We start from the raw sequence: 22,424 nt of genomic DNA, 5'->3' as shown, positions 1-22,424 counted from the left end.
TGCCGAGGCCCTGCCGTTCGAGCCCGCTGCCGTCAGCTCGCGGTCGGTGGCTGCAATGGCAGAGCCGATGCAGACGTGCAGCCCGGACGATGCCCGGGCTGCACGCCCTCACAGGAGCCCGTGCAGCATCGCGGCCACCCGATCGGGGGAGAACTCGCTCTGCGCGCGGTGTCGCAGACGCTGCCCCAACTCGTGCCGTTGCCCAGGGTCAGTGGCCATCACCGACCGCAGGTGTCCGGCCAGCGCGTCGAGATCACCGACCGACGCCACATAGGGGTAGCCGGTACCCACGACATCCGCTGAACCGCCCGCATCGGTCGTCACCACCGGTGTGCCGGAGGCCATCGCTTCCAGCAGCACCCGCGGGAAGCCCTCCTCGTAGCTGGGCATGACGACGGCGTCCGCCGCCGCGTACAGCCGTGGCAGGTCGCGATTGGGCACTGCGCCCAGGAGCTGCATACGGCTGCTCCGCACCGGGTCGGCCGCCTCGCGCTCGAGGCGGGACCGCTCCGGGCCGTCTCCGGCGACGACGAGCCGGACCCGTACGCCCGAGGCCAGGGCCTCCGGCGCGTCGGAGACCATGTCGACCAGGGGTGCGAGGAGGCGGACACCTTTGCGGTATGACAGCCGGTGTACGAAGAGCACGACGAACTCGTCCTCGGCCCACCCCAGTTGTGCCCGCGCCTTGTCGCGTGCCACGCGCTCGAGAGGGGCGAAACGTCCGGCGTCGACATCGTTGTAGAGCAGCCGCATCCTGTGCCGAGGCACTCCCCACATGTCGGCCATCAAAGGGACCATGGTCTCCGGTCCGGTGACCAGGCAGTGCACCAGCCGGGCCGTGATCTTGTTGATCAGTTCGTGGGCTCTGAGCCGGACGGTCCGGCGCTGTTCGGGCGCCCGAACGCCGGGCAACCCGCTGCGCCACAGCAGGATGCGGTGGTGGTACAGCGGGCGGGTGAGAATCAGGACGATCAGGAACAGGGTGGAGTAGCGCAGAAAGTAGGTCCGGTAGCCGGCGCGCGACAGGCGGTGGACCGTGAGCGCGGTGCCCAGCACCCGGCCGATCAGGCTCCGGCCGGGGACGCGCAGCAGAAGCCGGACTCCCGCGAGTCGCGCCGGAGGTGTTCCGCGCTCGACAGCGGCCGCGACGTCCGTGCGTCGACCCAGTGCCGCCAGCAACGCCGGGATGTGTGCGAAGTGCTCGGACTCGTCGTCGGTCAGGTGGGGCACCACATAGACGAGCCGGGGACGCTCAGCGGGCCCTGGGGAGCTCGCTGAGCGGTGTGTCCTGCCGTACGGCACGCCGGTCACTGACCCAACCGCTCGAGTTGGGCCTCGTGCCGCTGAGGCACTCCCGGCAGGCGGACCGCGCCGGTGATCTTCCTGGAGTCGAACAGGAAGGCCGGCCGCTGACGGCGGCGTCCGCAGAAGTCGAGGAAAGCCCTGCTGCAGTTGACGTCGTCACTGGCGATGACGCCGCCGGCCGTCATCCGCTGCCAGGCCTGCTCGTACTCGAACAGCTGCGGCAGGTAGAGGTGGTCGCTGTCGTGGAAGAACAGGTCGATCTTCCCGACGTCGCCGAGGGCCCGGCTCAGTGACGACTCGGGCCTCCGGCGGTCGAGGATCTCCAGTTGCCACTGCGGGTGCCTGCCGACCAGCCGGCCGGCGGTGCGGTTGATGTCGAAGCTGTGCAGCACGCCCGTGCCGTTGTGTTCCAGCGCGGCGAGGAGCAGCCACGACGACCGGCCGTCGGCCACACCGGTCTCCACGACCGTCTGCGGCTTCAGCAGGCGGCCGAGCCCGTACAGGACCGCGCTGGTCTCGGCCTCCACACCGTGGGTCTGGGGGTAGAAGAGTTCGATCTCGGCGTAGCGGCGGGACAGCCGTTCGGCGACTTCCGGGTACTCGGCCAGGACCTGCCTGACTTCCTCGGGCCCCCAGCCCAGGTTCTCGAGGAAGGCGGCTGCTGCTGTGACGACGGACCCTCCGGTGCGCGTGAAGTCCATGACGGCCGGCGCCGTGTACCGCCGGATGCCGGTTCCCAGGGTCCGCATGGCGAGATATCCGCTCACCACTGATGCGACAGGCCCCACGCCGGAGTGCGTGACCCATCGACGAACCGTCGACGCTCGGCCCACGGCGACCTCCTCGATTTCTCGTTGTGTTGATGCGTTTCACAACGTAACACCCGATATAGAGGCATATGTCATGCGACGCGAGGCGACAGGGGATTGGCTGATCGTTTGGTGATGAGCCGTGGATCCCCTCAAGCAGATGACAGGGCAGGGGAGTTGGTGGAGGGGTTTGGCGGCAGCCACCCGTTCCCACAGGTCATCAGGTGTCTGAGGAGACCGACGTGTTCCTGGTCCTTGCCGGCGCGGCCTTGCCTGCAGGGCCGGCCTCACACCCCACTCCGAGCGTCAAACCATCCTGTTACCAGGGCATATACCCAGGAATGGGAGAAAATGCCATTAGTCTGGCGCCCTGACCGACCCGGACAGACCGGGTGGGAGTAGGGAAAGGAGCGTCGGCACCATGCGCGTATCCGTCATCGGCTGCGGACACCTGGGTATCCCGCACGCCGCTGCAATGGCCGAGATCGGCCACGAGGTCATCGGAGTGGACCTCGACCAGGCGAAGGTCGACCGGCTCAACGCAGGCGAGTGCCCGATCCACGAAGCGGGCCTCCCCGAGTTGCTGGCCGGCCACACCGCTTCCGGACAGCTCCGCTTCACCACCGACATGGCTGAGGCCGCCGCCTTCGCCGACGTCCACTTCCTCGCGGTCGGCACTCCTATCGACGCCGAAGGCCGCAGCTACGACACGGGCCAGGTCTTCGGCGCAGCTCGTTCCCTGGCACCTCACCTGACCCGCCCCTGCGTGATCATCGGGAAGTCCACGGTCACGGTCGGAACCAGCCGCGACCTTGCCGGCCTCCTCGCACGTCTTGCCCCTGCGGGAGAGGACGTCGAGGTCGTGTGGAACCCGGAGTTCCTGCGCGAGGGTCACGCCGTCGAGGACACCCTGCACCCCGACCGCATCGTCGCCGGCGTCCCTTCCGCCCACGCCGAGGACGTCGTGCGGGAGATCTACGCCCCGCTGCTGAAGAACCAGGTTCCGCTGTACGTCACCACTCCCGCCACAGCTGAACTGATCAAGGGCGCAGCCAACGCCTACCTCGGCATGAAGATCTCCTTCATCAACGGAGTCGCCGACATGTGCGCTGCCGCCGGCGCGGACGTCCAGCAGCTCACCGAGGCCATCGGCCTCGACCCCCGTATCGGCCGCGGGGGGCTCAACGCCGGTCCGGGATACGGAGGAGGCTGCCTCCCCAAGGACATCCGCGCCTTCACCGCCTCCGCCCTCAGCCTCGGGGCCGACGATGCCGCAGCACTCCTGCGAGCCGGCGAACAGGTCAACGAATCCCGCCCTGCCGCCGCTCTCCGCCTCATCGAAGAGACCATCGGGCGGCCGGTCGAGGGTGTACGGGTCACCGTCTGGGGCGCCGCCTTCAAGGCCGGTACCGACGACGTCCGTGAGTCGCCCGCGCTCGCAATCGCCGTGCTCATGCACCAACGCGGTGCCACCGTCACGGTCCACGACCCCCACGCAGTCCTCACCGCGAGGCGCCGCCATCCTGAACTGGACTACCACGAGGACATGGACGACTCCGTCAAGGACGCGGAACTGGTCGTACTGGCCACCGAGTGGCCGCAGTTCCGGGACGCTGACCCGAAGTACCTCACCACGCTGGCTGCGGAGTCCGTCATCGTCGACCTCCGCAACGTCATCGACGCCGACGAGTGGCGTACGGCCGGATGGACCGTTCGCCAGTTGGGCCGCCCCGCGGGCTGCTGCAGCAGCTGACCAGGTGGCGGACCGTATCCGGTTGGCGGGCGGCGTTCACAGTGCCGGGTGAAGGAGATCCGGGCCGGGCCGAGGCCGCGTGTGAGCCGGTGGAGGCATGATGCCCTGAGGGGCGTGGTGGATCAGAAGAACCCGATGGAGGCGACGAGCCGGCGGATCGTGCAGTCGCCTCCGTCGAGGTGTGGCCTCTCACGGGGCGGTGGGAGCCCGGTGTGCGCGGGCCTCGCGGGCCGCTGCCCGGTCCCCCCAGCCGATCACGCCGTCCCGCTCCGGCTGGCCTCAGAGCTGTTCGCGGGGACCGCGCTGTACACGGGGACTCGCAGAAGCCTGAGCCAGACGACGGCGGTCACGGCGACCACACTGATCAGCACGACCGGCTGCGGGACGGCCTTGAGCATGACGAGCACGGCCGTCAGGCTCGTCATCGCTGCGAAGCCTCCGATGACCACCGCCACCTGACGAACCGTCAGCCCCAGCTGCCGGAGCCGATGGGCGATGTGGTCCTTGCCGCCCTGCAGCACAGGGCGCCCCTCCCTGCGTCGCGCCACCATGACCAATCCCGTGTCCGCGGTGACCACCAGCGTGATGAGCAGCAGACTTCCGTATCCGGAGAGAGCGGTGCTGTCCTTGTGCAGGGTCATGCTCGCGGACGACACCAGGAAGCCCACGAAGAGCGCGCCCGCGTCACCGAGAAAGATGCGCGCCGGGTGCCAGTTGTGGAACAGAAATCCGGCGCAGGCCCCGGCGAGGGCGGCGGTGACCGCCGCCATGCCGACCAGTCCGGCAGTCAGCGCGGCGCAGCACAGGAATGCCGCGATGACCGCGGTCACCGTGGACACCACGCCGTCCATGTTGTCCAGCAGATTGAACGCGTTGGTGGTGAAAAGGATCCACATCACGGCGAGGACCGCGTCGACCCACGTGCCGAAGAGCACGGGATGGCCGCACCACACGACGACCACGAGCGCCGCAGCCGCCTCGACGGAGAGCCGCACCCGGATACTGAGCGGCCGGAGGTCGTCGGCGAGGCCGAGCACGGCGATCACAGCGGCACATCCGAGCACGACGCCAAGGGTTGAGTCACTGCCGCCCGCGGCGTACATCACCAGACTCGCGGAGCCCGCCGTCGCCACTGCGACAGCCATGCCGCCCAGATACGGCGTGGGGGAGACATGCACCTTACGTGCCGCGGGCTGGTCGGTGTATCCGCGCCGCACGGCGAGGAGACGCAGGGGCTCGGTCAGCAGAGCGGCGACGGCCAGAGACACCAGCCCCGCGAGTGCCGTCACCATCCATGGACTCAAACCGGACATGGACTCGCCGCCGTCGCCCGTCCGTCGGTGTCACCGGTGTGTCCTCCGTCCGTGTGACGGGAAGCCGGCTCCTGCTGCGGCATTTCACCACGGGCGTCCGCCGCGCAGTCCGCCAAGGCGTCCGCCACGGCGTCCGTGAGGATGTCGTCGAGGTTCCGGCGCGGTCGCCAGCCGGTGAGGGCCCTCAGTTTCGTCGTGTCGGGGACCCGGCGGTCCATGTCCTCGAAGCCCGGTCCGTACGCCTCGTTGTAGGAGACACGCTCCACGGTCGACGCGCTCTTCGCGCACCTGATGATGCGTGCGGCGAGATCGAGAACGCTGATTTCCTCGTCGCTTCCGATGTTGAACGTCTCTCCCTCGGCCTCCGGACGGTCGATCAGCGAGAGGAGTGCCGCGACCACGTCGTGCACATGGAGGAAGCAGCGACTCTGCCGACCGGTGCCGTAGACGGTGAGCGGTTCACCTTGTACCGCCTGTCGGGCGAATCTCGGAATCACCATGCCGTAGGCCGGGCTCTGACGGGGGCCGACAGTGTTGAAGAAGCGCACGATGGTCGCACGCAGTCCGTACTCACGGCGATACAGCTCGGCAAGGATCTCGTCCACCGCTTTGGCCGTGCTGTAGGACCATCGCGGCACGCAGGGGCTTCCCAGAATGCGGTCGGACATCTCGGTCAGCGGCCCCGACGAGTTCTTGCCGTAGATCTCCGATGTGCTGGCGAGAATGACCGGCCTGCCGTGGCGGTACGCCGCTTCGATGACGTTTTCGGTTCCCTTGGTGTTGACGGTGAAGGACCTCAGTGGTTGCTCCATGATGAGCTTCACCCCAACTGCTGCGGCCAAATGCACGACCCGGTCGCATTCACCTACCAGCTTTTCGACCAGCGGCGCATCGAGCACGGAGCCGTGGATGAACTGGAAGTGTCCGTGACTGCGTGCGCCGGCAAGGTTCTGCAGGCGTCCAGTGCTGAGATCGTCGAGTACGACGACCGGCTCGCCACGGGCCAGCAGTGCATCGACGAGATGGGAGCCGATGAATCCGGCTCCACCAGTAACCAGGTACTTCGGATGGTCCGTCACGCCGTCACTCCATGTCTGTGGGTGGGGCATTGCCAGGGTCATGTCCACCGGCGACGCAGGGCAACGATAGCCCGGAACGGCATGAACAGTGTGAATTGATTCATAGGTTAGTCCACTTGCACGTCCGCTCAGAGGACAGGATGACTCTGTTTGCCTGAAGCGGTGTCACTCCCCGGAACATGGCGGGGTGAGCCTGGCATACATGGCGCGTATTCCATCGCAGCATTCGGCAGGCGAGAGGAGAGTCAGACGTGTCGGTGTCAGCGAAAAGGGTGGTCGTCGTCGGCCAGGGGTACGTGGGTCTTCCGCTCGCCATCCGTGTGGTCGAGGCCGGGCACAACGTCGTGGGTCTCGACCTGGACGAGATGCGCGTCAAGCGCCTGGCGGCCGGTGAATCGTTCGCCGAGGACGTCACGTCCGCCCGCCTCCTGGCCGCCCTGAACTCGGGCCGCTACCTCCTCAGTACCGACTACGCGGATGCCGCGGGCTTCGACGTGTGCGTCATCACGGTGCCCACGCCGCTGAAGAACGGCGCGCCCGACCTGAGCTACGTGGAAAGCGCCGCAGAGGCGGTCGCGCCGCACCTGCGGGCGAACGCCACGGTGATCCTCGAATCCACCACGTACCCCTGCACGACTGAACACGTCGTGCGCCCGCTGCTGGAGGCGCACAGCGGACTTCGGGCCGGCGAGGACTTCTTCCTGGGGTACAGCCCGGAACGGATCGATCCGGGAAACCGGACCTGGCGGCTGGAGAACACACCCAAGGTGGTCTCCGGGATCGACGACGTCTCCCTGCGGCATGTCCAGGACTTCTACGACGATGTGGTGGAACGCACCGTCCCGGTGAGCTCACCGCGCACCGCGGAGCTGACCAAGCTCCTGGAGAACACGTTCCGTCATGTGAACATCGCCCTGGTCAATGAGCTTGCGATGTTCTGCAGGCCGCTCGGCATCGACATCTGGGAAGTGATCGACGCGGCGTCGACCAAGCCTTTCGGATTCATGCGCTTTCTGCCCGGGCCCGGCGTGGGCGGTCATTGCCTGCCCATCGACCCGTCGTATCTCTCGTGGCAGGTCAAACAGGCACTGCAGCACGACTTCCGCTTCGTGTCACTCGCCAACGACATCAACAGCCATATGCCCGATCATGTGGTTCTGCGGGTGGCCAGAGGACTCAACACGCGGCGCAAGCCGGTCAACGGAAGCCAGATCCTGGTCCTCGGGCTCGCGTACAAGAGGAACACCGGCGACATCCGGGAATCCCCTTCGCTCGCCGTCGCCCAGGGACTCCAGAAACTCGGCGCACACGTCCTCGCGGTGGAACCGCATGTGGATCCCTCGCAGTTGCCCCCGGACATTCTGTGTGTCGAACTCACCGAGGAACAGGTCGCGTCGGCCGACGCGGTGGTCGTCGCCACCGATCACGACGCTTTCGACTACGCGATGGTGGAGCGTGTGGCCCATTACGTGTTCGACGCCTGCAACCGCTGCCGTTCAGGCGCCGCCGAGCGCCTCTGAGAAGACGTCGATGTACTCCGCGGAGGAGTACTGAGGGTACCGAGTGGCCGAACACGCACGCCGTGCGTCTGAAATTCTCGGTGCCGACCCTAAGGTGACTGTGCAATTAATCGCTCCGATCGGGGAAGATCTTGGATTTGCATCAATACCTACGAGTCCTTTCCCGCCGATGGCGCGTCATTGCCCTCATGGCCTTGCTGGGAACGGCGGCGGGTGTCCTCGCAAGTGGCCTTGCCACTCCCGAGTACCGGGCGACGACGACCCTCTTCGCCACCCTTCAAAGCGGCGACGACACGTCCCAGCTCAACCAGGGGAACTCGTTCACCCAGGCAAGAGTTCAGTCGTACGCCGACATCGTGGCGAGTCCTGAGGTGACCACACCGGTCGTGAAAGCCCTCAAGCTGAAAATGACGCCGAGCGAACTGGGCTCGCGGGTCTCGGCCGAGGCTCCGGTCAACACCGTGCTGGTCCATCTGACGGTCACCGACACCCGTGCGGCACGAGCCGCCCGGATCAGCAATGCCGTCGCCGGCCGCTTCGCCCAGGTGATCAGGGAGCTGGAAAGTCCCAACGGGGACACGACCGAGTCCCCGGTGCGGCTCACCGTCATCCAGCCCGCGAGCGTGCCGTCCGCCCCTTCGTCACCGAAGACGACGCTCAACGTCGCACTCGGCCTGGCCGTGGGCCTGGTCCTCGGCCTGGGGATCGGCGTCGCGCTGGAGACCGTGGACACGTCGATGCGGGACTCCAAGGCCCTGGCCGAGTGCCTGGCGGCCGCCGGCGGGCCACCTGTGCTGTCGAGCATCGTGCACGACTCGCGAGCCTCGCGGCGCCCGGTCTCCCTGCGCGACGACACGCACAGCACCCGTGCGGAGGGCTTCCGGAAGCTGCGGGTCAATCTGCAGTTCGCCGAAGTGGGCAAACGGCCGAAGATCATTGCCGTCACCAGCCCGTTGCCGCGTGAGGGCAAGAGCAGCGTGTCGGTCAACCTCGCCGCCACACTCGCCGAGGAAGGGGCGAGGGTGTGCCTGATCGACTGCGACCTGCGCCGTCCCTCCGTCCACTCGGCCCTCGGCCTGGTCAGGGACGCCGGGCTGACCACTGCTCTGGTGGGCAGGGCCGGGGTGCGTGAGGTGCTGCAGTCGGCAGGGTCCTTCTCGGTCCTCACCAGTGGGATGATCCCGCCGAACCCGACCCAGATCCTCGGCGGTGCGAAGTTCGCGTCGTTGCTGCAGGACCTCGCCGAGGACTTCGACCACATCGTCGTGGACACCGCTCCGGTGCTTCCGTTCGCCGACACCCCGGCGATGGCGCAGGCCGTCGACGGCTACCTGCTCGTCGCACGTGCCGGACGGACGAGCAGGGGCCAGGTACTCGACGCCCTGCGCATCCTCGAACGCGTCAACGTGCCCGTACTGGGAGCCGTCCTGAACGCGGCTCCGGCACGAGGCGACGGCGAGGCGCACGGCTATGCGTACCGCTACCAGCCGAAGCCCGACTCGGCAGGCCGCCTGTCGGCGCTCGTGTCGACGCGCCTGGCGTCCGTGGTCCCCCGCCGTGGACCGTCCGCCGACGGTGACAGGGCGTCGACGTCGGCCAGGACGCGGTCGTAGAACCGGACGGGCGGCCACGGCCCTCGGCCCGTGCCGTCCCGTGAAGTCCGGCGATGCCCAACAGGGCGTCGCCGGACTTTGCCGTTTCGGGGGTGCTGGGCGCCCGCCTGCTGCGGACATGCAGTACGGGCGGCTGCGCCATTGGGACGACCGCCGCCGGCCGGTCCGGCGGGCACGCCCGAGCCGGCCGGGCCCGTGTGCCAGTGTGCAGCCATGCGGCTTGCGTTCCTGGTCCCCGTGGCGACCGTCGCCCTGTTCGTCGGCTCGTGCGACACGGGCGACGGAGCCGTGGAGAACCGACGGGGCATGTCCGGGCAGACAGCGGCACGGGTCGAGCCGTTGACGGTGCGGGTCGTCGAGACCCTGCCTCATGATCCGACGGCTTTCACCCAGGGCCTGGAGATGGCCCACGGCAAGCTCTACGAGAGCACGGGCCTGCCCGGCCGCTCGACGATCCGGACCGGTCGGCCCGGCGCCCCGCCGGCACAACGCACCGAACTGCCCGAGGAGTTGTTCGCCGAGGGAATCACCGTCATGGGACCGACGCTGTGGCAGCTCACCTGGCAGAACGGCGTCGCCATCGAGCGGGACGCCGGAACGCTGGAGGAACTGCGCCGGGTGCCGTACGAGGGGGAAGGCTGGGGGGTGTGCCACCAGCGGCACCGCGATCGGCTCGTGACGAGCGACGGCACCTCCCGGCTCGTCTTCCGGGACACCCGGACTCTGGAGAAAAGGGGCGAGGTCGCCGTCACCGCCCGGGGAAAGCCGGTGGGAAGGCTGAACGAGCTGGAATGCGTCGGCGACATCGTGTACGCGAACGTCTGGCCCACCGATCGGATCGTACGCATCGACGCCGGCTCCGGTGAGGTGACCGGTGACATCGCCGTACCGGCACTGCTCAGCGACGCCGAGAGACGGCACGCGGACGTCCTGAACGGCATCGCCGCGGTTCCCGGGACCGAGCAGTTCCTGCTGACGGGCAAGTGGTGGCCCAAGATGTTCCGGGTCTCGTTCGTCTCCGCGGCGGCCGGCAAGGGGTAGCCGCCATGGCGGGGACATCCTCAGCTGTTCAGCGCCGTCGCCAGTTGGGCCCGGGAGCGGACGTCCAGCTTCTGGTAGATGCGGGTCAGCCTCGCCTCCACCGTCTTCACACTCAGGTACAGCTTCGCCGCCGCCTCCTGGTTGCTCGCTCCCTGGCCCACCAGCCTCGCCAGTCGCAGCTCCGCGTCGGTGAGGGCCGACAGAGCGCCGCCCCGCGGGGGCACCGTCTCCGCCGGGGGCGTCGGGCTCTCCGTCGCGAGTGCCAGCCACGGTGTGGCGCCCGCCCGTTCGAAGACCGCGGCAGCGGCCTGCAGCGCGCTCGCGGCCGCCGACCGTCTGCGGCGGCGGCGCTCGACACGGGCCAGTGTGATCAGCGCCCGGCCGCGCTCCAGCGGAAGCCCTGCCGCGCCGTACCGTTCGGCGACCTCCGTCAGCAGCGACGCCGCCTCGTCCGGGCAGCCGCTCGCGGCGAGGAGGACGGCATGCGCCCGGTCGCAGCCGAGCAGCACCGTCGTGCGGCCGAGCCGGTCGGCCACCGGGCGGACGTCCGCGAGCAGCGCCTCCGCCTCGTCCAGGGCGTCGACCGCGACCAGGGCCTCGGCGAGCTCCTCGTGCCAGCGCAGCATCGACGGGTCGACGGTCGCCTGGGCATGCTCGCCGGTCTGCACCCGGCGCAGCGTCTCCAGCGCGGTGGCGACGTCACCGGAGAGCAACTGGACCCGGCCCAGCGCGTAGAGGCTGCGGGACAGGAAGACGTGGTCGCCCTCCTCCTCCGAGGCCTGCGCGCTGCGCCGCGCGTAACTGGCGGCACGCGCGAAACTTCCGCCGGCCGTCTCGGCGAGGGCCAGCGCGTACCAGGCGGGACCCGGCGACAGCCCGGCCTCCAGCGTCAGGGCGAGCGACCGTCCGGCGTGTGCGAGTGCGGCGGAGCACTGGCCCCGCCGCGCTTCGACCTCCGCGAGCGTGCGGAACAGTTCGATGGCGTCCTCCACCGAACCGCGGCGTTCGACGAGCGGCAGCAGCGCCCCGAGCTGGTCGCGGGCATCGGTGAGGCGGTCGTCGAACATCGCATGGCGGATCGTCAGGATCTGGGCGGCGTTGCGGACGCCGAGCGGGCGCTCCACCCTTTCGAGGGCGCGCGCCTCGGCGAGTACGCGCTCCGCGTCCGGCGATCCGAGCACCCGGTCCATGCGTGCCTGCACCGTCAGTGCCTTGGCCGCAGTGGCACGGTCGCCCACCGACGCCGCGAGCGCGGCCGACTCCACGGCCGCCGCGCGTGAACGCACCGGATCGCCGTCCGCCAGCACGTACTTGACCGCCAGCCGCAGCTGCACGGCGGCGCGCAGCGCCGTGTCGCCCTCCGAGTCCTCCATCGCGTGGACATAGATCTCGTCGAGGTCCGTCAGCCCCTGACCCGCGGTGTCCAGCACCGCGAGCCGGGCCCGCACCCGGTCGGCCGGGGACGCGTCCCGAGCCAGCAGGTCCGTCGCCGCACGCATCGCCAGGTCGGCGCGTGCCGCGCGGGCCGCCTCCTCCGCCGCGTCGACGAGCCGCGCGATGCGCTGCGGGCCGTGCAGGCCCGGCGTGGACTCGGCGGCGAGCAGGGCGAGTTCGGCGGCGAGCGTGCTGTTGCCGCGCCGCCGCGCCGTCTCCGCGGCGGCCGACACCTCCGCGGCCAGCCCCTCGTCGGGGACGTCGGTGGCCAGTGCCCGGTGCCGTACGGCCTCGACCGGGTCGTCGACGACCCCGGCGAGCGCCGCGTGGCCCGAGCTGCGCTCGGTCCAGCAGGCGTCGTGCACCAGGGTCGAGGGCAGGAGGCCGGCCGAGAAGGCGACCGTGCCGTCCTCCGTGAGCCGGATCAGCGACGCGCGTTCGGCTGCCGCCAGATCCGCCTCGGCGGTCGGCCGCCCGGCCCGGCGGATCAGCGAGGCCGACGGCCGCAGGGCGAGCGCCGCGAGCAGGAGGGTCGCGCGGACGTCCGGCGGGACGGCGCCGAGCAGCGCACGGGCGAGGTCCCGGGCGCGCCCCGACAGCGACAGGGACTCGGCGTGGTGCACCGGTGTGCGTGCGTCCGCGAGGGAGCGGCCTACGGCCAGCGCGAGCCGTGGGTTGCCGCCGCTGGCCTTGTGGATGCGGCCCGCCATGCGGGCGGGCAGCCGGTGGTGGATGAGGAGTTCGGCGATCTCGTCGGCCTGCAGGGGCGGCACGTTGAGCACATCGGCCTCGGACGGTTCCCAGAGCGGCTCCGCCGTCGCTCGTGGTCCGGTCCCCCCGTCGGACGGGTCGCCGCCCGTGCCGTACGCGGCCGGGATGTCGACGGCGACGGCCCTCAGTCCGGGGGGCGCCAGACGGAGCGCGAACCGGAGCAGATCGGCGCTCGCCGGGTCGATGCACTGGACGCCGTCGAGCACCAGAAGAGCGGGCCCGCGCGCGGCCACGGTGCGCAGGATGCGGGCGATGGCCAGACGCAGGGCGACCGGGTCCCAGCCGCCGTCCGGCATCGGCGCCTCACGGCACAGCATGGCGACGGCGGCACGCTGCGGGCCGGGCAGGTCCGCGAGGACGTCCCCCTCGGGGCCCGGACCCTGCGCGGGCAGGGCGGCGACGGAGGCGATGAGCGCGGCCGCGGCCGCACCGGGGATGCCGCGGTCGGCCGGCAGCGCGGCCAGCCAGAGCACGGTCTCGCCCCGCGCCTCCGCGCGTGCGGCGGCGGACAGCGCGACCTCCGTCTTGCCGACTCCCGGGGGACCGGTGAGCAGCGCACGGCCACCAGTGCTCAGCACACGGTCCAGGCGGGCGAGCAGTTCCGCGCGGCCGACCGGCTCGGCGCGGTATGCGGCCGATGTCATGAGCCCACCACCACCCTCCGGCGTGCGCGGGCCCCCTGCCCGTTCGAGCAGAGGATACGAACCCTGTCCCCTCAGTCCAGGCCCGTCGTCCGGCATGCGGACAGGTCTGGACTTACACAGCCGGACGGCGCGCCCCCGGATCAAGCCGGGAACGCGCCGTGACCTGCGGTGATGCATCCGATCGGGTGGATCAGAAGGTGAGGCTCCAAGAGTCGATGTAGCCGGTGTCACCCGAGGCCACATCGCGGACCTGGAGCTTCCAGGTGCCGGCCGCGACCTCGCTGGAGGCGTCGACGGTGTAGGTCGCGAGGACGTTGTCGGCGCTGTCCGAGCCGGAGGACGCCTTGAGGTTGCGCACCGTGCCGTCGGGGGCGATCAGGTCGATCACCAGGTCGCCGCGCCAGGTGTGCTTGATGTCCACGTCGACCTTGAGGGCGGCGGGGGCGTTGCCGGTGCGGTCCGTGACCGCGATCGACGAGGTGACGGTCGAGTTGTCCGCGATCGTCACGTTGTTCGTGTTCGTGTAGACCGAACCGCCGGGGGTGGTGCCGGAGACGGCGTTCACCGTCTTGGTCGCGTCCGCGATGCCGGCGCCGCAGCCGCCCGTGCACGTGCCGGGCAGCGGCCTGGCGTTGGCCTTGATGGCGGACTCGATGTCGGCCGGGGTCAGCGTGGGCTTGGCGGACTCCAGCAGCGCGGCGAGGCCGGCGATGTGCGGGGCGGCCATCGACGTGCCCTGGTAGGGCTTGTAGTTCTCGGTCGACTGGGTGGTGGTGCCCGAGTTGAGCGTCGAGAGGATGCCGTTCTCCGGGGTGGTCACCGTGCCGGGGGTGTCCGTGGCGCGGCGGGTCTCGCCGCCGGGCGCGGAGACGTCGACGATGGTGCCGTAGTTGGAGTAGAACGACCGGTTGCCCTCGCGGCTGGTGGACGCCACGTTGATGATGTTCGCGCAGTTGGCGGGGGTGAAGCCGGAGGCGTTGGTGTTGCTGTTGCCCGCCGCGACGACCACGGTGGTGCCGCGGGAGACGGCGCCGTTGATCGCGTTCTGGTAGATGCTCGGGCAGGTGCTGCTGGCGCCGCCGAGGCTCAGGTTGATGACCTTCGCCGGGGTCGCGTTGGCCGGGATGCCCGGCACGGAGCCGCCGGAGGCCCAGGTGATGGCGTCCGCGATGTCAGAGGAGGAGCCGCCGCACTTGCCGAGCACGCGGACGTGCTGGACCTTCGAGCCGTACGCGATGCCCGCGACGCCCTTGGCGTTGTTCGTCGTCGCCGCGATGGTGCCCGCGACGTGCGTGCCGTGCCACGAGGAGTTGCTTGCCCGCGAACCGGTGCCGCACTCGCCGTCGGTGGCGTTCCAGTCGCCCTCGTCCTTCGGGTTGCTGTCGCGGCCGCCGCCGTCACGGGCGTCGGTGGAGCTGGAGATGAAGTCGTAGCCGGCGACGGTGTTCGCGGCGAGGTCGGTGTGCGCCGCGTACCCGGTGTCGATGACGGCGACGGTCACGCCGCTGCCGGTGGTCTTGTCCCAGGCGCCGGGCACGTTCATGCCGCCGGTGGCCTCGAAGAGGTCCCACTGCTTGGCGTACTCGGTGTCGTCGGGGGTGACGGCCATCGCGTAGGCGCGGATGTCCGCCTCCACGGAGGCGACCTGCGGGTCGGCGCGGAACGCGTCCATGACCTCGGCCAGGTCCTTCGTGGACGCCTCGCCCCCGAGGTCGACCAGGGCCGAGCCGCCCGCGAGCCGGCGCTCGAACGACAGGCTCTCGCCGGTCGTCCCGGCCTTCTCGGCCGCGTCGCTCCTGGCCGCCGTGTTGGACGTGGCCTCGGCGGCCTGGGACTTGTAGGTGACGATGACCTTCTCCACCGGCGCGGCCGGAGGGGTGGTCATCGCCTGCGACGCCGGGGCGGGCTTCGGCGCGGGAGTCGCTGGCGTTGCGGCAAACGCCACGGAAGTCGTCGCGGCAACGCCGGCGAGCGTGGCGCTCGCTGCCGCGACGGCTATGAGTCTCCGCCTGGAACCGTTCAAGGTGTTCCTCTCGAATGACGGTTTCTTTCGCCGAGCGGGCGGCGCGGGAACCGCGGTCGCGGTGTGGGGGTGCTTACCGCGATTCCCCGGGCCGGGTAGCCCGCGCGCCGCCGCCGGCACGACGGCCCCCCTCTTCGGGGCCGTACCGGCAGAGCCCGATCTGCATGCACCTGACAGGCAAGGCGTGGAGCTCGCGAGTCAGGGTCGGCGGGATCTGCCGGTGCGGCAGACAGTAGGAAAACCTGAGGTGAACGCGATACGGGGAAAACCCTTGTCCCCCTCGCCGCTCCCGAGGGGGAGGGAGGGGGACGGGGTGTCAAGGGCGGGAAACGGCCGGGGAAACAGCCAGCCGCCCGCGGCCTGTGGCCGACGGGCGGCTTGCCCTTTCCCGTTCTGTCCGAGCCGAGGGGGCCCGGCCCGCTCGTCTCCACACCGGCGACGTCGCCGTTGTGGAGACGAGCTCACACGTCGCCGAGGTCCGAACTCAGCCAGTGCTGCGGCCGCATGTGGACGACCACCTGATCACCGTGGTTCTTCCAGGCGAAGTCGACGTAACCCTCGACCTTCTCGGCCGGAAGGTAGCGGGCGGAGATCTCGACCAGCTGCTCCCGCGTGGCCGGCACGGTGTCGATGACAGGGCCCTCGACCGACACGTACCGGATGGTGGGCTCCACACGGTCGACCATGAGGCTGAACCGCCCCGCCCGCGCGATCAGCTGCCCCTTGCGGGAGTCGCGGCCCGTCATGATCCATACGTCGCCGCCCGGGGCGTACTGGTACCAGATGGGCACCGTGAGCGGCGCCCGCCCGCCGTCGTCGCCCGAGTCGACCGCGAGCGCGGCGATATGGGGTTCGGCGAGGAACTGCTCACGCTCGTCACGGGAGAGGGCCACGACACACTCACTCCTTCGGTACGCACAGCACGGAAGACGTCGGACTCCGGGAACGGAGCGCCTTTCGCCCCAACGCCCTTGCCACGCCGGTCATTCCGGCGTACGCGGCCCGTTGCGCGTCAGACGATGTTCTCCGCGATCTCCGCCTGCTCGCGGGCGTTGCCGTACGCGGCGGGCGTGCTGTACGTACGCCGGGCGACGAACCACCACACGGTGGCCAGGACCAGCACGGCCACCAGCGCGATCGAGGCGTAGTTCATCGAGTCGACCGTCACCGGACTCGACTGCGGCAGGCAGAACAGGACCGTCACACACGCCACCCACACGACGGCGACCCAGCCGATCGGCCTGCTCCAGCGGCCCAGACTCCACGGACCCGGCCGGAAGCGGTCACCCGCCCGCAGTCGGAGGTAGACCGGGATCGCGTACGCCGGGGTGATGCCGATGACGTTGATCGCCGTGACCGCGCCGTACGCGGTCGCCGAGTACAGCGACGGCAGCGCCAGCACACAGGCGAAGCCCACCGACAGCCACACCGCGGGCACCGGCGTCTGCGTACGGCTGCTGACCTTGCGCCACAGCGCGGAACCGGGCAGGGCGTTGTCCCTGCTGAACGCGAACACCATGCGGCTCGCCGCCGCCACCTCCGCGTTGCCGCAGAACAGCTGCGCGACGATCACCACGAGCAGCAGGGCGGACGCGGCGCCGCTGCCGAGCGCGTCGATCAGGATCTGCGCCGGCGGCACACCGGTCGCGGTCTCCTGGGTGCCCGCGTAGTCCTGGATGGCGAAGGTCAGGCCCGCGAGCAGTGCGAAACCCGCGATCCACGACACCCAGATGGAACGGACGATGCCCTTGGCCGCGCTGACCGAGGCGTTCGACGTCTCCTCCGACAGATGCGCGGAGGCGTCGTAGCCGGAGAACGTGTACTGCGCCAGCAGCAGACCGATCGCTGCCACGTAGAGCGGGTTGTCCCAGCCCGTGTCGTTCACGAACTCGCCGAAGACGAACTCGGGCGACTGGTGGTCGGACGGGACGATCGCCAGGGCGCCGACGATCAGGGCGACACCTGCCAGATGCCACCACACGCTGATGGAGTTGAGCAGGCTCACCAGCCGCACACCGAACAGGTTCAGCGTCGCGTGCAGCAGCAGGATGCATACGAAGATCAGCATCGTGGAGCCGGGTGTCGGCTCCACGCCCCACTGCAGATTGAGGAAGGCGCCCGTGAACAGGGCGCAGCCGTAGTCGATGCCGGCAATCGCGCCCAGCAGGCCGAGCAGGTTCAACCAGCCCGTGTACCAGCCCCACTTGCGGCCGCCGAGCCGGTCCGCCATGTAGTACAGCGCGCCCGAGGTCGGGTACGCACTCGTGACCTCGGCCAGCGCCATGCCGACGCACAGCACGAAGAGCCCGACGCCCGCCCAGCCCCAGAGCATCACCGCGGGACCGCCGGTGCCCAGGCCGAAGCCGTAGAGCGTCATGCATCCCGACAGGATGGAGATCACCGAGAAGCTGATCGCGAAGTTGCCGAAGCCGCCCATGCGGCGGGCGAGGACCGGCTGGTAGCCGAGTTCGCGAAGCCGCTCCTCCTCGTCCCTGGGCGGAACCCGGCCGGAGCCGGACCGGCCCGTCGCGGGCGGCGGCGACGGCGGGGGCGGCGGGGACGGCGGCGACGGCGGGGACACGGACAACGGGAACACCTCCGGGGAAAAGGCGATGCACGGAGTGGAACGGGGGAGCGGATCGGCGGATCGAGGCCGGATCGGGGGGGCGGCCTCGCCAGGCACGGGCGACGCCTTGCGGACTCGGCCCTAGGGACCGGGGCGCGTCTCCCGGGCCGCGGTGAGACACCGGGACCGGGCGCGCAGGAACACCTCCTTCGCCAGCGAGGCGTCCTGGGGATCACGGGTGCGGTACGACCACGGCGGCGGCGTGTAGTACGGGCCGAGCGCCTCGAACACCCGGCCCGCCTCGGCGAACTGCTGCGCACCCCACAGCGCGTGCGCCAGATGACCGAGGTCAAGCAGCGAACGGCGGGCCGGGTCCGCAGCGTCGAACCATCCGGCCAGCGCCGCCCGCGCCTCCCGCGCCGCGTCGTCGGTCACCCAGTGCAGGTCGAGCGCCTTCTCGTGGCCGTGTTCACGGCGGTAGCGCTCCACCCGCACGTACAGCGGGAGCACCTTCACCGCCGACCCGGGCGGAGCCGATGACGACGCCCACTGGACGAAGTTGAACGCGTCGGACAGATGCCCCCCGGACCGGCGGCCGTACACGAACTGCAGCATCCGGTGGTACGCCTCGCGGTTGTGCGGATCGCGCTTGTCCGCCTGGGCCAGCAGGCCCCACGGGCCGGGGAAGAGCATCGGACCCGGCGGCGCCGCGCGGTGCTCCTCCAGCCGCTGCCCCTCGTCGAGCTGCGCCAGGGCCAGCAGGCACACCCAGGGCACCGGGTCCTCGGGAGCGGCATGCGCCGCCGCACGGCAGCCCTCCCAGCCCTCCTGCCACAGTTCGCCGGTGCGGTGATGCCCCTCGCGGTGCGCCCGCAGAGCGCGCTCCACGACCACACGGCAGTGCATGACGGCCGCCGCGGGACTCTCCGGCTCCTCCGCGCGCCATGCCTGGACCGTGTCGGATCCGGCGGCGACAGCGGCCAGCACCTGCGTCCGCTGGGTCCACACCGCCCAGTCCGTCGTGTCCTCCAGCAGATTCCGCATCGCCAGCCAGCGGCCGGTGCGCAGGTCCTGGAGGGCGGCCCGGAGCCCGCCGTCGTGACCGGCCGGGTGGTACACCGGCCTGAAGTCGTCCTCGGCCATCAGCCGGTCCTCCCGTGCCGGGCCGTCCGGGGCTCGGCGGTCACGGCCCTGACCCTTCCGGTCCCCTCGGTCCGTGGCAGCGCTCGGGCGGTGAACATAAGCTCATGGGGCCTCTTGGGGAGATGGGGAGAGGTGAGGCGTGCGCGTGTGTCCGGCGAGGCATCGGCGTCCAGCGGACCGGGGACGTCCGGGGTGGCCGGTCGCCGCGGGCGAGGAGCCGGACGACCGGCAGCGCACCGGCCGTCCGTTGTGCGGGGGCAGACGTCCGGTGGTCGGCCCGGACGCCGGCAGGCGATGTCACACCGACGGGGAGCTGCGCCGGCCCCCCGTTCCGTTTGCCGTGACGCGCCGATCTTACTCAACCACTCGAACAGATCAAGGAGTTGATTGATGTATCCGTGGGAGGGGAGGCCGGTCGGACCTTGACGCGGACGGCGGGCTGCACCACGCTCTTCGGCAGCGATCAAGACGTCGATCAAGGTTTCTACGAGCGGAGAACGGGGTGGCCGTGACAGGCCCTGTGCTTGCCGTCGACCAGGGAACGTCCGGGACGAAGGCGCTGGTCGTCTGCCCCGAGCGGGGCGTCATCGGCAGCGGCTTCGCACCGGTCGCGCCGCGCTACGGGCCCGGCGGCCGTGTCGAGGTGGACCCCCGTGCGCTGCTCTCCTCCGTCGTCGACGCCGGGCGCCAGGCGCTCTCCCGCGCGGGCGAACCGGTGCTGGCCGTCGGCCTCGCGAACCAGGGCGAGACCGTCCTGGCCTGGGACCCGGCCAGCGGCGAGCCGCTCACCGACGCCATCGTCTGGCAGGACCGCCGCGCCGCGCCGCTCTGCGACGAACTCGCGCCGTACGCAGAAGAGTTGAGGCAGCTGACCGGACTGCCGCTCGACCCCTACTTCGCCGCCCCGAAGATGGCGTGGATCCGCCGCGAGCTCACCCGCGACGGTGTCGTCACGACCAGCGACTCATGGCTCGTGCACCGGCTCACCGGAGCGTTCGTCACCGACGCCGCCACCGCGGGCCGGACCCAGCTCCTCGACCTCGACACCACCGACTGGTCGCCGCGAGCCCTCGACCTCTTCGGTCTCGCGGGTGAACGGCTCCCCGAAGTCGTCGACGCGGACAAGCCGGTCGGCGTCACGACCGCGTTCGGCCCCGGCATCGCCCTCACCGGCCTGCTCGTCGACCAGCAGGCCGCGCTGCTCGCCCAGAGCGTCACCGAAGCGGGCACCGCCAAGTGCACCTACGGCACCGGCGCGTTCCTGCTGGCGCAGACCGGGCCGACGCCCCGCCGTGCCACGACCGGTCTCGTCAGCTGCGTCGCCTGGCGGCTCGGCGGACGCACCAGCTACTGCCTCGACGGCCAGGTCTACACGGCCGCGTCCGCCGTGCGCTGGCTCACCGACCTCGGCGTCATCTCCGGCGCGGCCGACCTCGACCCGGTCGGCTCCGCCGTCCCCGACAGCGGCGGCGTCACCTTCGTCCCCGCGCTCGCAGGGCTCGCGGCACCCTGGTGGCGCGGCGATCTGCGCGGCTCGCTCACCGGACTCGGTCTGGACACCGGACCCGGGCACCTCGTCCGCGCCCTGTGCGAGGGCATCGCCGCCCAGGTGGCCGGGCTCACCGACGCCGTGGCCGCCGACCTCGGCACCCCCCTCACCTCGCTGCGCGTGGACGGCGGTCTCACCCGCTCCGCACTGCTCATGCAGACCCAGGCCGACCTGCTCCAACTGCCTGTGGAGGTATCGGCGTTGCCCGACGCGACCGCCCTCGGCGTCGGCGCCGTGGCCCGCCTCGGCACGGACCCGGCACTGACACCGGGGCAGGCCGTCCCGCAGTGGGCGCCGTCCGCCGTCTACGAGCCGCGGATCGGTGCCGACCAGGCCGCCGAGCGGCTCGCGCGCTTCCGCGCCGAGGTGGACGCCCTGCTGGAGCGCTCGCCTGCGACGGAAACCGCCGTATGACCGTCACGACCAGCGGCGAGCTGCCCGGCAGCCTCTACGACGTCGTCGTCGTGGGCGCCGGTGTCGTCGGCGCCGCCATCGCCCGCGAACTGGCCCGGTACCGGCTGCGCACCGCCCTGGTCGACGCGAGCGACGACGTGGGCAACGGCACGTCCAAGGCCAACACCGCCATCCTCCACACCGGTTTCGACGCCGTCCCCGGCTCCCTGGAGGCCCGGCTCGTCCGCGAGGGACAGCGCCGACTCGCCGCCTACGCCGCCGAGAGCGGCATCCCCGTCGAACCCGTCGGCGCGCTCCTCGTGGCCTGGGACGAGGAGCAGCTCACCGCCCTGCCCCGGCTCGCCGACAAGGCCGTACGCAACGGCTGCCACGACACGCGCCTGCTGGACGCGGCCGAGACCTACCGCCGCGAACCGCGCCTCGGCCCCGGCGCGCTCGGCGCCCTGGAGGTCCCCGGCGAGGCGGTGATCTGCCCCTGGACCACGACGCTCGCCTACGCCACCCAGGCCGTACGCGCCGGAGTCGCCCTCCACCTCAACTGCCGGGTGGAGTCGGTCACCGGGGGAGCGGTCCACGAACTGTCCACCGAACGCGGCCTGTTGCGCACCCGCTACCTCGTCAACGCGGCCGGGCTCCACGCGGACGAGATCGACCGCCTGCTCGGCCACGACGACTTCACCGTCACCCCGCGCCGCGGCCAGCTGATCGTCTACGACAAGCTCGCCCGCCCCCTCGTCCGCCACATCCTGCTGCCCGTGCCGACGGCGCTCGGCAAGGGTGTGCTCGTCGCACCCACGGTGTACGGCAACGTGCTGCTCGGCCCCACCGCCGAGGACCTCGACGACAAGCGGGCGACCGGCTCCACGGCGCAGGGACTCGCACTCCTCCGCGAGAAGGGCCGGCGCATCCTGCCCGACCTGATCGACGAGGAGGTCACCGCCGTCTACGCCGGACTGCGCGCCGCCACCGGGCACGAGGACTACCGCATCCGCTCCCGTTCCGCGCAGCGTTACGTCACCGTCGGCGGCATCCGCTCCACCGGGCTGACCGCATCGATGGCCATCGCCGCGTACGTCGTGGGGCTGCTTCGCGACGCGGGACTCGATCCCGGACCCGCCCGGTCCCTGGAACCCGTGCGCATGCCCAACATCGGCGAGGCGTTCCCGCGCCCGTACCAGCGAACCGATCTGATCGCCGCCGACCCCGAGTACGGCACGATCGTCTGCCACTGCGAGCGCGTCACCCGCGGCGAGATCCGCGACGCCCTCACCGGCACGCTGCCTCCCGCGTCACTCGACGGTCTGCGGCGGCGCACACGCGCCCGCGGCGGCCGCTGCCAGGGGTTCTTCTGCGGCGCCGCCGTCCGTGACCTCTTCGACGCCCACCGCGCCGGCGAGTCGGCGGGCGGGGGCACCCGATGAGCCGCCGTGACCTCCCGCGCGGGGGA

Annotated in this window: 15 protein-coding genes; 6 read left to right on the top strand and 9 right to left on the bottom strand. The window is 70.8% G+C overall.

All coding sequences use genetic code 11. The features are described from left to right. Window positions 1-108: 108 nt before the first annotated feature. Together AB0K02_RS09645 and AB0K02_RS09640 are read right to left on the bottom strand one after the other, a co-directional pair. A complete protein-coding gene (locus AB0K02_RS09645) occupies window positions 109-1,230 on the bottom strand; it encodes a glycosyltransferase family 4 protein (protein WP_365991804.1) in 1,122 nt (373 codons plus the stop codon). 77 nt (window positions 1,231-1,307) lie between these two features. Then, on the bottom strand, window positions 1,308-2,054 hold the full coding sequence (locus AB0K02_RS09640) for a class I SAM-dependent methyltransferase (RefSeq protein WP_365991803.1): 747 nt from the start codon (window positions 2,052-2,054) through the stop codon (window positions 1,308-1,310). Window positions 2,055-2,535: 481 nt separating this feature from the next. Between AB0K02_RS09640 and AB0K02_RS09635 the strand changes: the two genes are divergently transcribed. Then, window positions 2,536-3,867 (top strand): UDP-glucose/GDP-mannose dehydrogenase family protein, encoded by a 1,332-nt coding sequence (locus tag AB0K02_RS09635; RefSeq protein WP_365991802.1) that lies wholly within the window; start codon window positions 2,536-2,538, stop codon window positions 3,865-3,867. 254 nt (window positions 3,868-4,121) lie between these two features. Here the strand turns inward: AB0K02_RS09635 and AB0K02_RS09630 are convergent, their stop codons facing one another. Next, entirely contained in the window at window positions 4,122-5,159 is a 1,038-nt protein-coding gene (locus tag AB0K02_RS09630; protein ID WP_365991800.1) for an MraY family glycosyltransferase, read from the bottom strand. Window positions 5,160-5,167: 8 nt separating this feature from the next. Continuing rightward, window positions 5,168-6,259 carry a GDP-mannose 4,6-dehydratase gene (locus AB0K02_RS09625; RefSeq protein WP_365991799.1) on the bottom strand — a complete coding sequence of 364 codons (1,092 nt, stop codon included), beginning with the start codon at window positions 6,257-6,259 and terminating at the stop codon, window positions 5,168-5,170. 251 nt (window positions 6,260-6,510) lie between these two features. Here AB0K02_RS09625 and AB0K02_RS09620 point away from each other — a divergent pair, with 251 nt between their 5' ends. The 3 genes from AB0K02_RS09620 to AB0K02_RS09610 all read left to right on the top strand — a co-directional run bounded on the left by AB0K02_RS09620 (window position 6,511) and on the right by AB0K02_RS09610 (window position 10,433). Continuing rightward, on the top strand, window positions 6,511-7,779 hold the full coding sequence (locus tag AB0K02_RS09620) for a nucleotide sugar dehydrogenase (protein ID WP_365991798.1): 1,269 nt from the start codon (window positions 6,511-6,513) through the stop codon (window positions 7,777-7,779). A 131-nt stretch (window positions 7,780-7,910) separates the two neighbouring features. Next, window positions 7,911-9,392 carry a polysaccharide biosynthesis tyrosine autokinase gene (locus AB0K02_RS09615; RefSeq protein ID WP_365991796.1) on the top strand — a complete coding sequence of 494 codons (1,482 nt, stop codon included), beginning with the start codon at window positions 7,911-7,913 and terminating at the stop codon, window positions 9,390-9,392. Window positions 9,393-9,605: 213 nt separating this feature from the next. Next, window positions 9,606-10,433 (top strand): glutaminyl-peptide cyclotransferase, encoded by an 828-nt coding sequence (locus AB0K02_RS09610; protein WP_365991795.1) that lies wholly within the window; start codon window positions 9,606-9,608, stop codon window positions 10,431-10,433. 20 nt (window positions 10,434-10,453) lie between these two features. Here the strand turns inward: AB0K02_RS09610 and AB0K02_RS09605 are convergent, their stop codons facing one another. The 5 genes from AB0K02_RS09605 to AB0K02_RS09585 all read right to left on the bottom strand — a co-directional run bounded on the left by AB0K02_RS09605 (window position 10,454) and on the right by AB0K02_RS09585 (window position 19,014). Beyond that, complete coding sequence (locus tag AB0K02_RS09605) at window positions 10,454-13,282, bottom strand: AAA family ATPase (RefSeq protein WP_365991794.1); 2,829 nt, start codon at window positions 13,280-13,282, stop codon at window positions 10,454-10,456. 190 nt (window positions 13,283-13,472) lie between these two features. Continuing rightward, on the bottom strand, window positions 13,473-15,167 hold the full coding sequence (locus AB0K02_RS09600; RefSeq protein WP_365991793.1) for a S8 family serine peptidase: 1,695 nt from the start codon (window positions 15,165-15,167) through the stop codon (window positions 13,473-13,475). Between the two features lie 599 nt (window positions 15,168-15,766). Continuing rightward, window positions 15,767-16,198: a pyridoxamine 5'-phosphate oxidase family protein gene (locus AB0K02_RS09595; protein ID WP_365991792.1), complete on the bottom strand. Its 432-nt coding sequence runs from the start codon at window positions 16,196-16,198 to the stop codon at window positions 15,767-15,769. A gap of 119 nt (window positions 16,199-16,317) precedes the next feature. Further along, window positions 16,318-17,886 (bottom strand): amino acid permease, encoded by a 1,569-nt coding sequence (locus AB0K02_RS09590; protein WP_365991979.1) that lies wholly within the window; start codon window positions 17,884-17,886, stop codon window positions 16,318-16,320. A 126-nt stretch (window positions 17,887-18,012) separates the two neighbouring features. Continuing rightward, window positions 18,013-19,014 (bottom strand): hypothetical protein, encoded by a 1,002-nt coding sequence (locus tag AB0K02_RS09585; protein ID WP_365991791.1) that lies wholly within the window; start codon window positions 19,012-19,014, stop codon window positions 18,013-18,015. Window positions 19,015-19,522: 508 nt separating this feature from the next. Between AB0K02_RS09585 and AB0K02_RS09580 the strand changes: the two genes are divergently transcribed. Together AB0K02_RS09580 and AB0K02_RS09575 are read left to right on the top strand one after the other, a co-directional pair. Beyond that, window positions 19,523-20,977 carry an FGGY family carbohydrate kinase gene (locus tag AB0K02_RS09580; RefSeq protein ID WP_365991790.1) on the top strand — a complete coding sequence of 485 codons (1,455 nt, stop codon included), beginning with the start codon at window positions 19,523-19,525 and terminating at the stop codon, window positions 20,975-20,977. Further along, the gene (locus tag AB0K02_RS09575; RefSeq protein ID WP_365991789.1) at window positions 20,974-22,398 is read left to right on the top strand and encodes an FAD-dependent oxidoreductase; all 1,425 of its coding nucleotides are present in this window, start codon (window positions 20,974-20,976) and stop codon (window positions 22,396-22,398) included. The genes AB0K02_RS09580 and AB0K02_RS09575 overlap by 4 nt, the downstream gene beginning before the upstream one ends. Window positions 22,399-22,424: the final 26 nt, after the last annotated feature.

Origin of the sequence: Streptomyces sp. NPDC049597, from assembly GCF_040675505.1 — a bacterium.
GTDB lineage: Bacteria > Actinomycetota > Actinomycetes > Streptomycetales > Streptomycetaceae > Streptomyces.
This window is presented reverse-complemented; position numbering and strand designations above follow the sequence as displayed.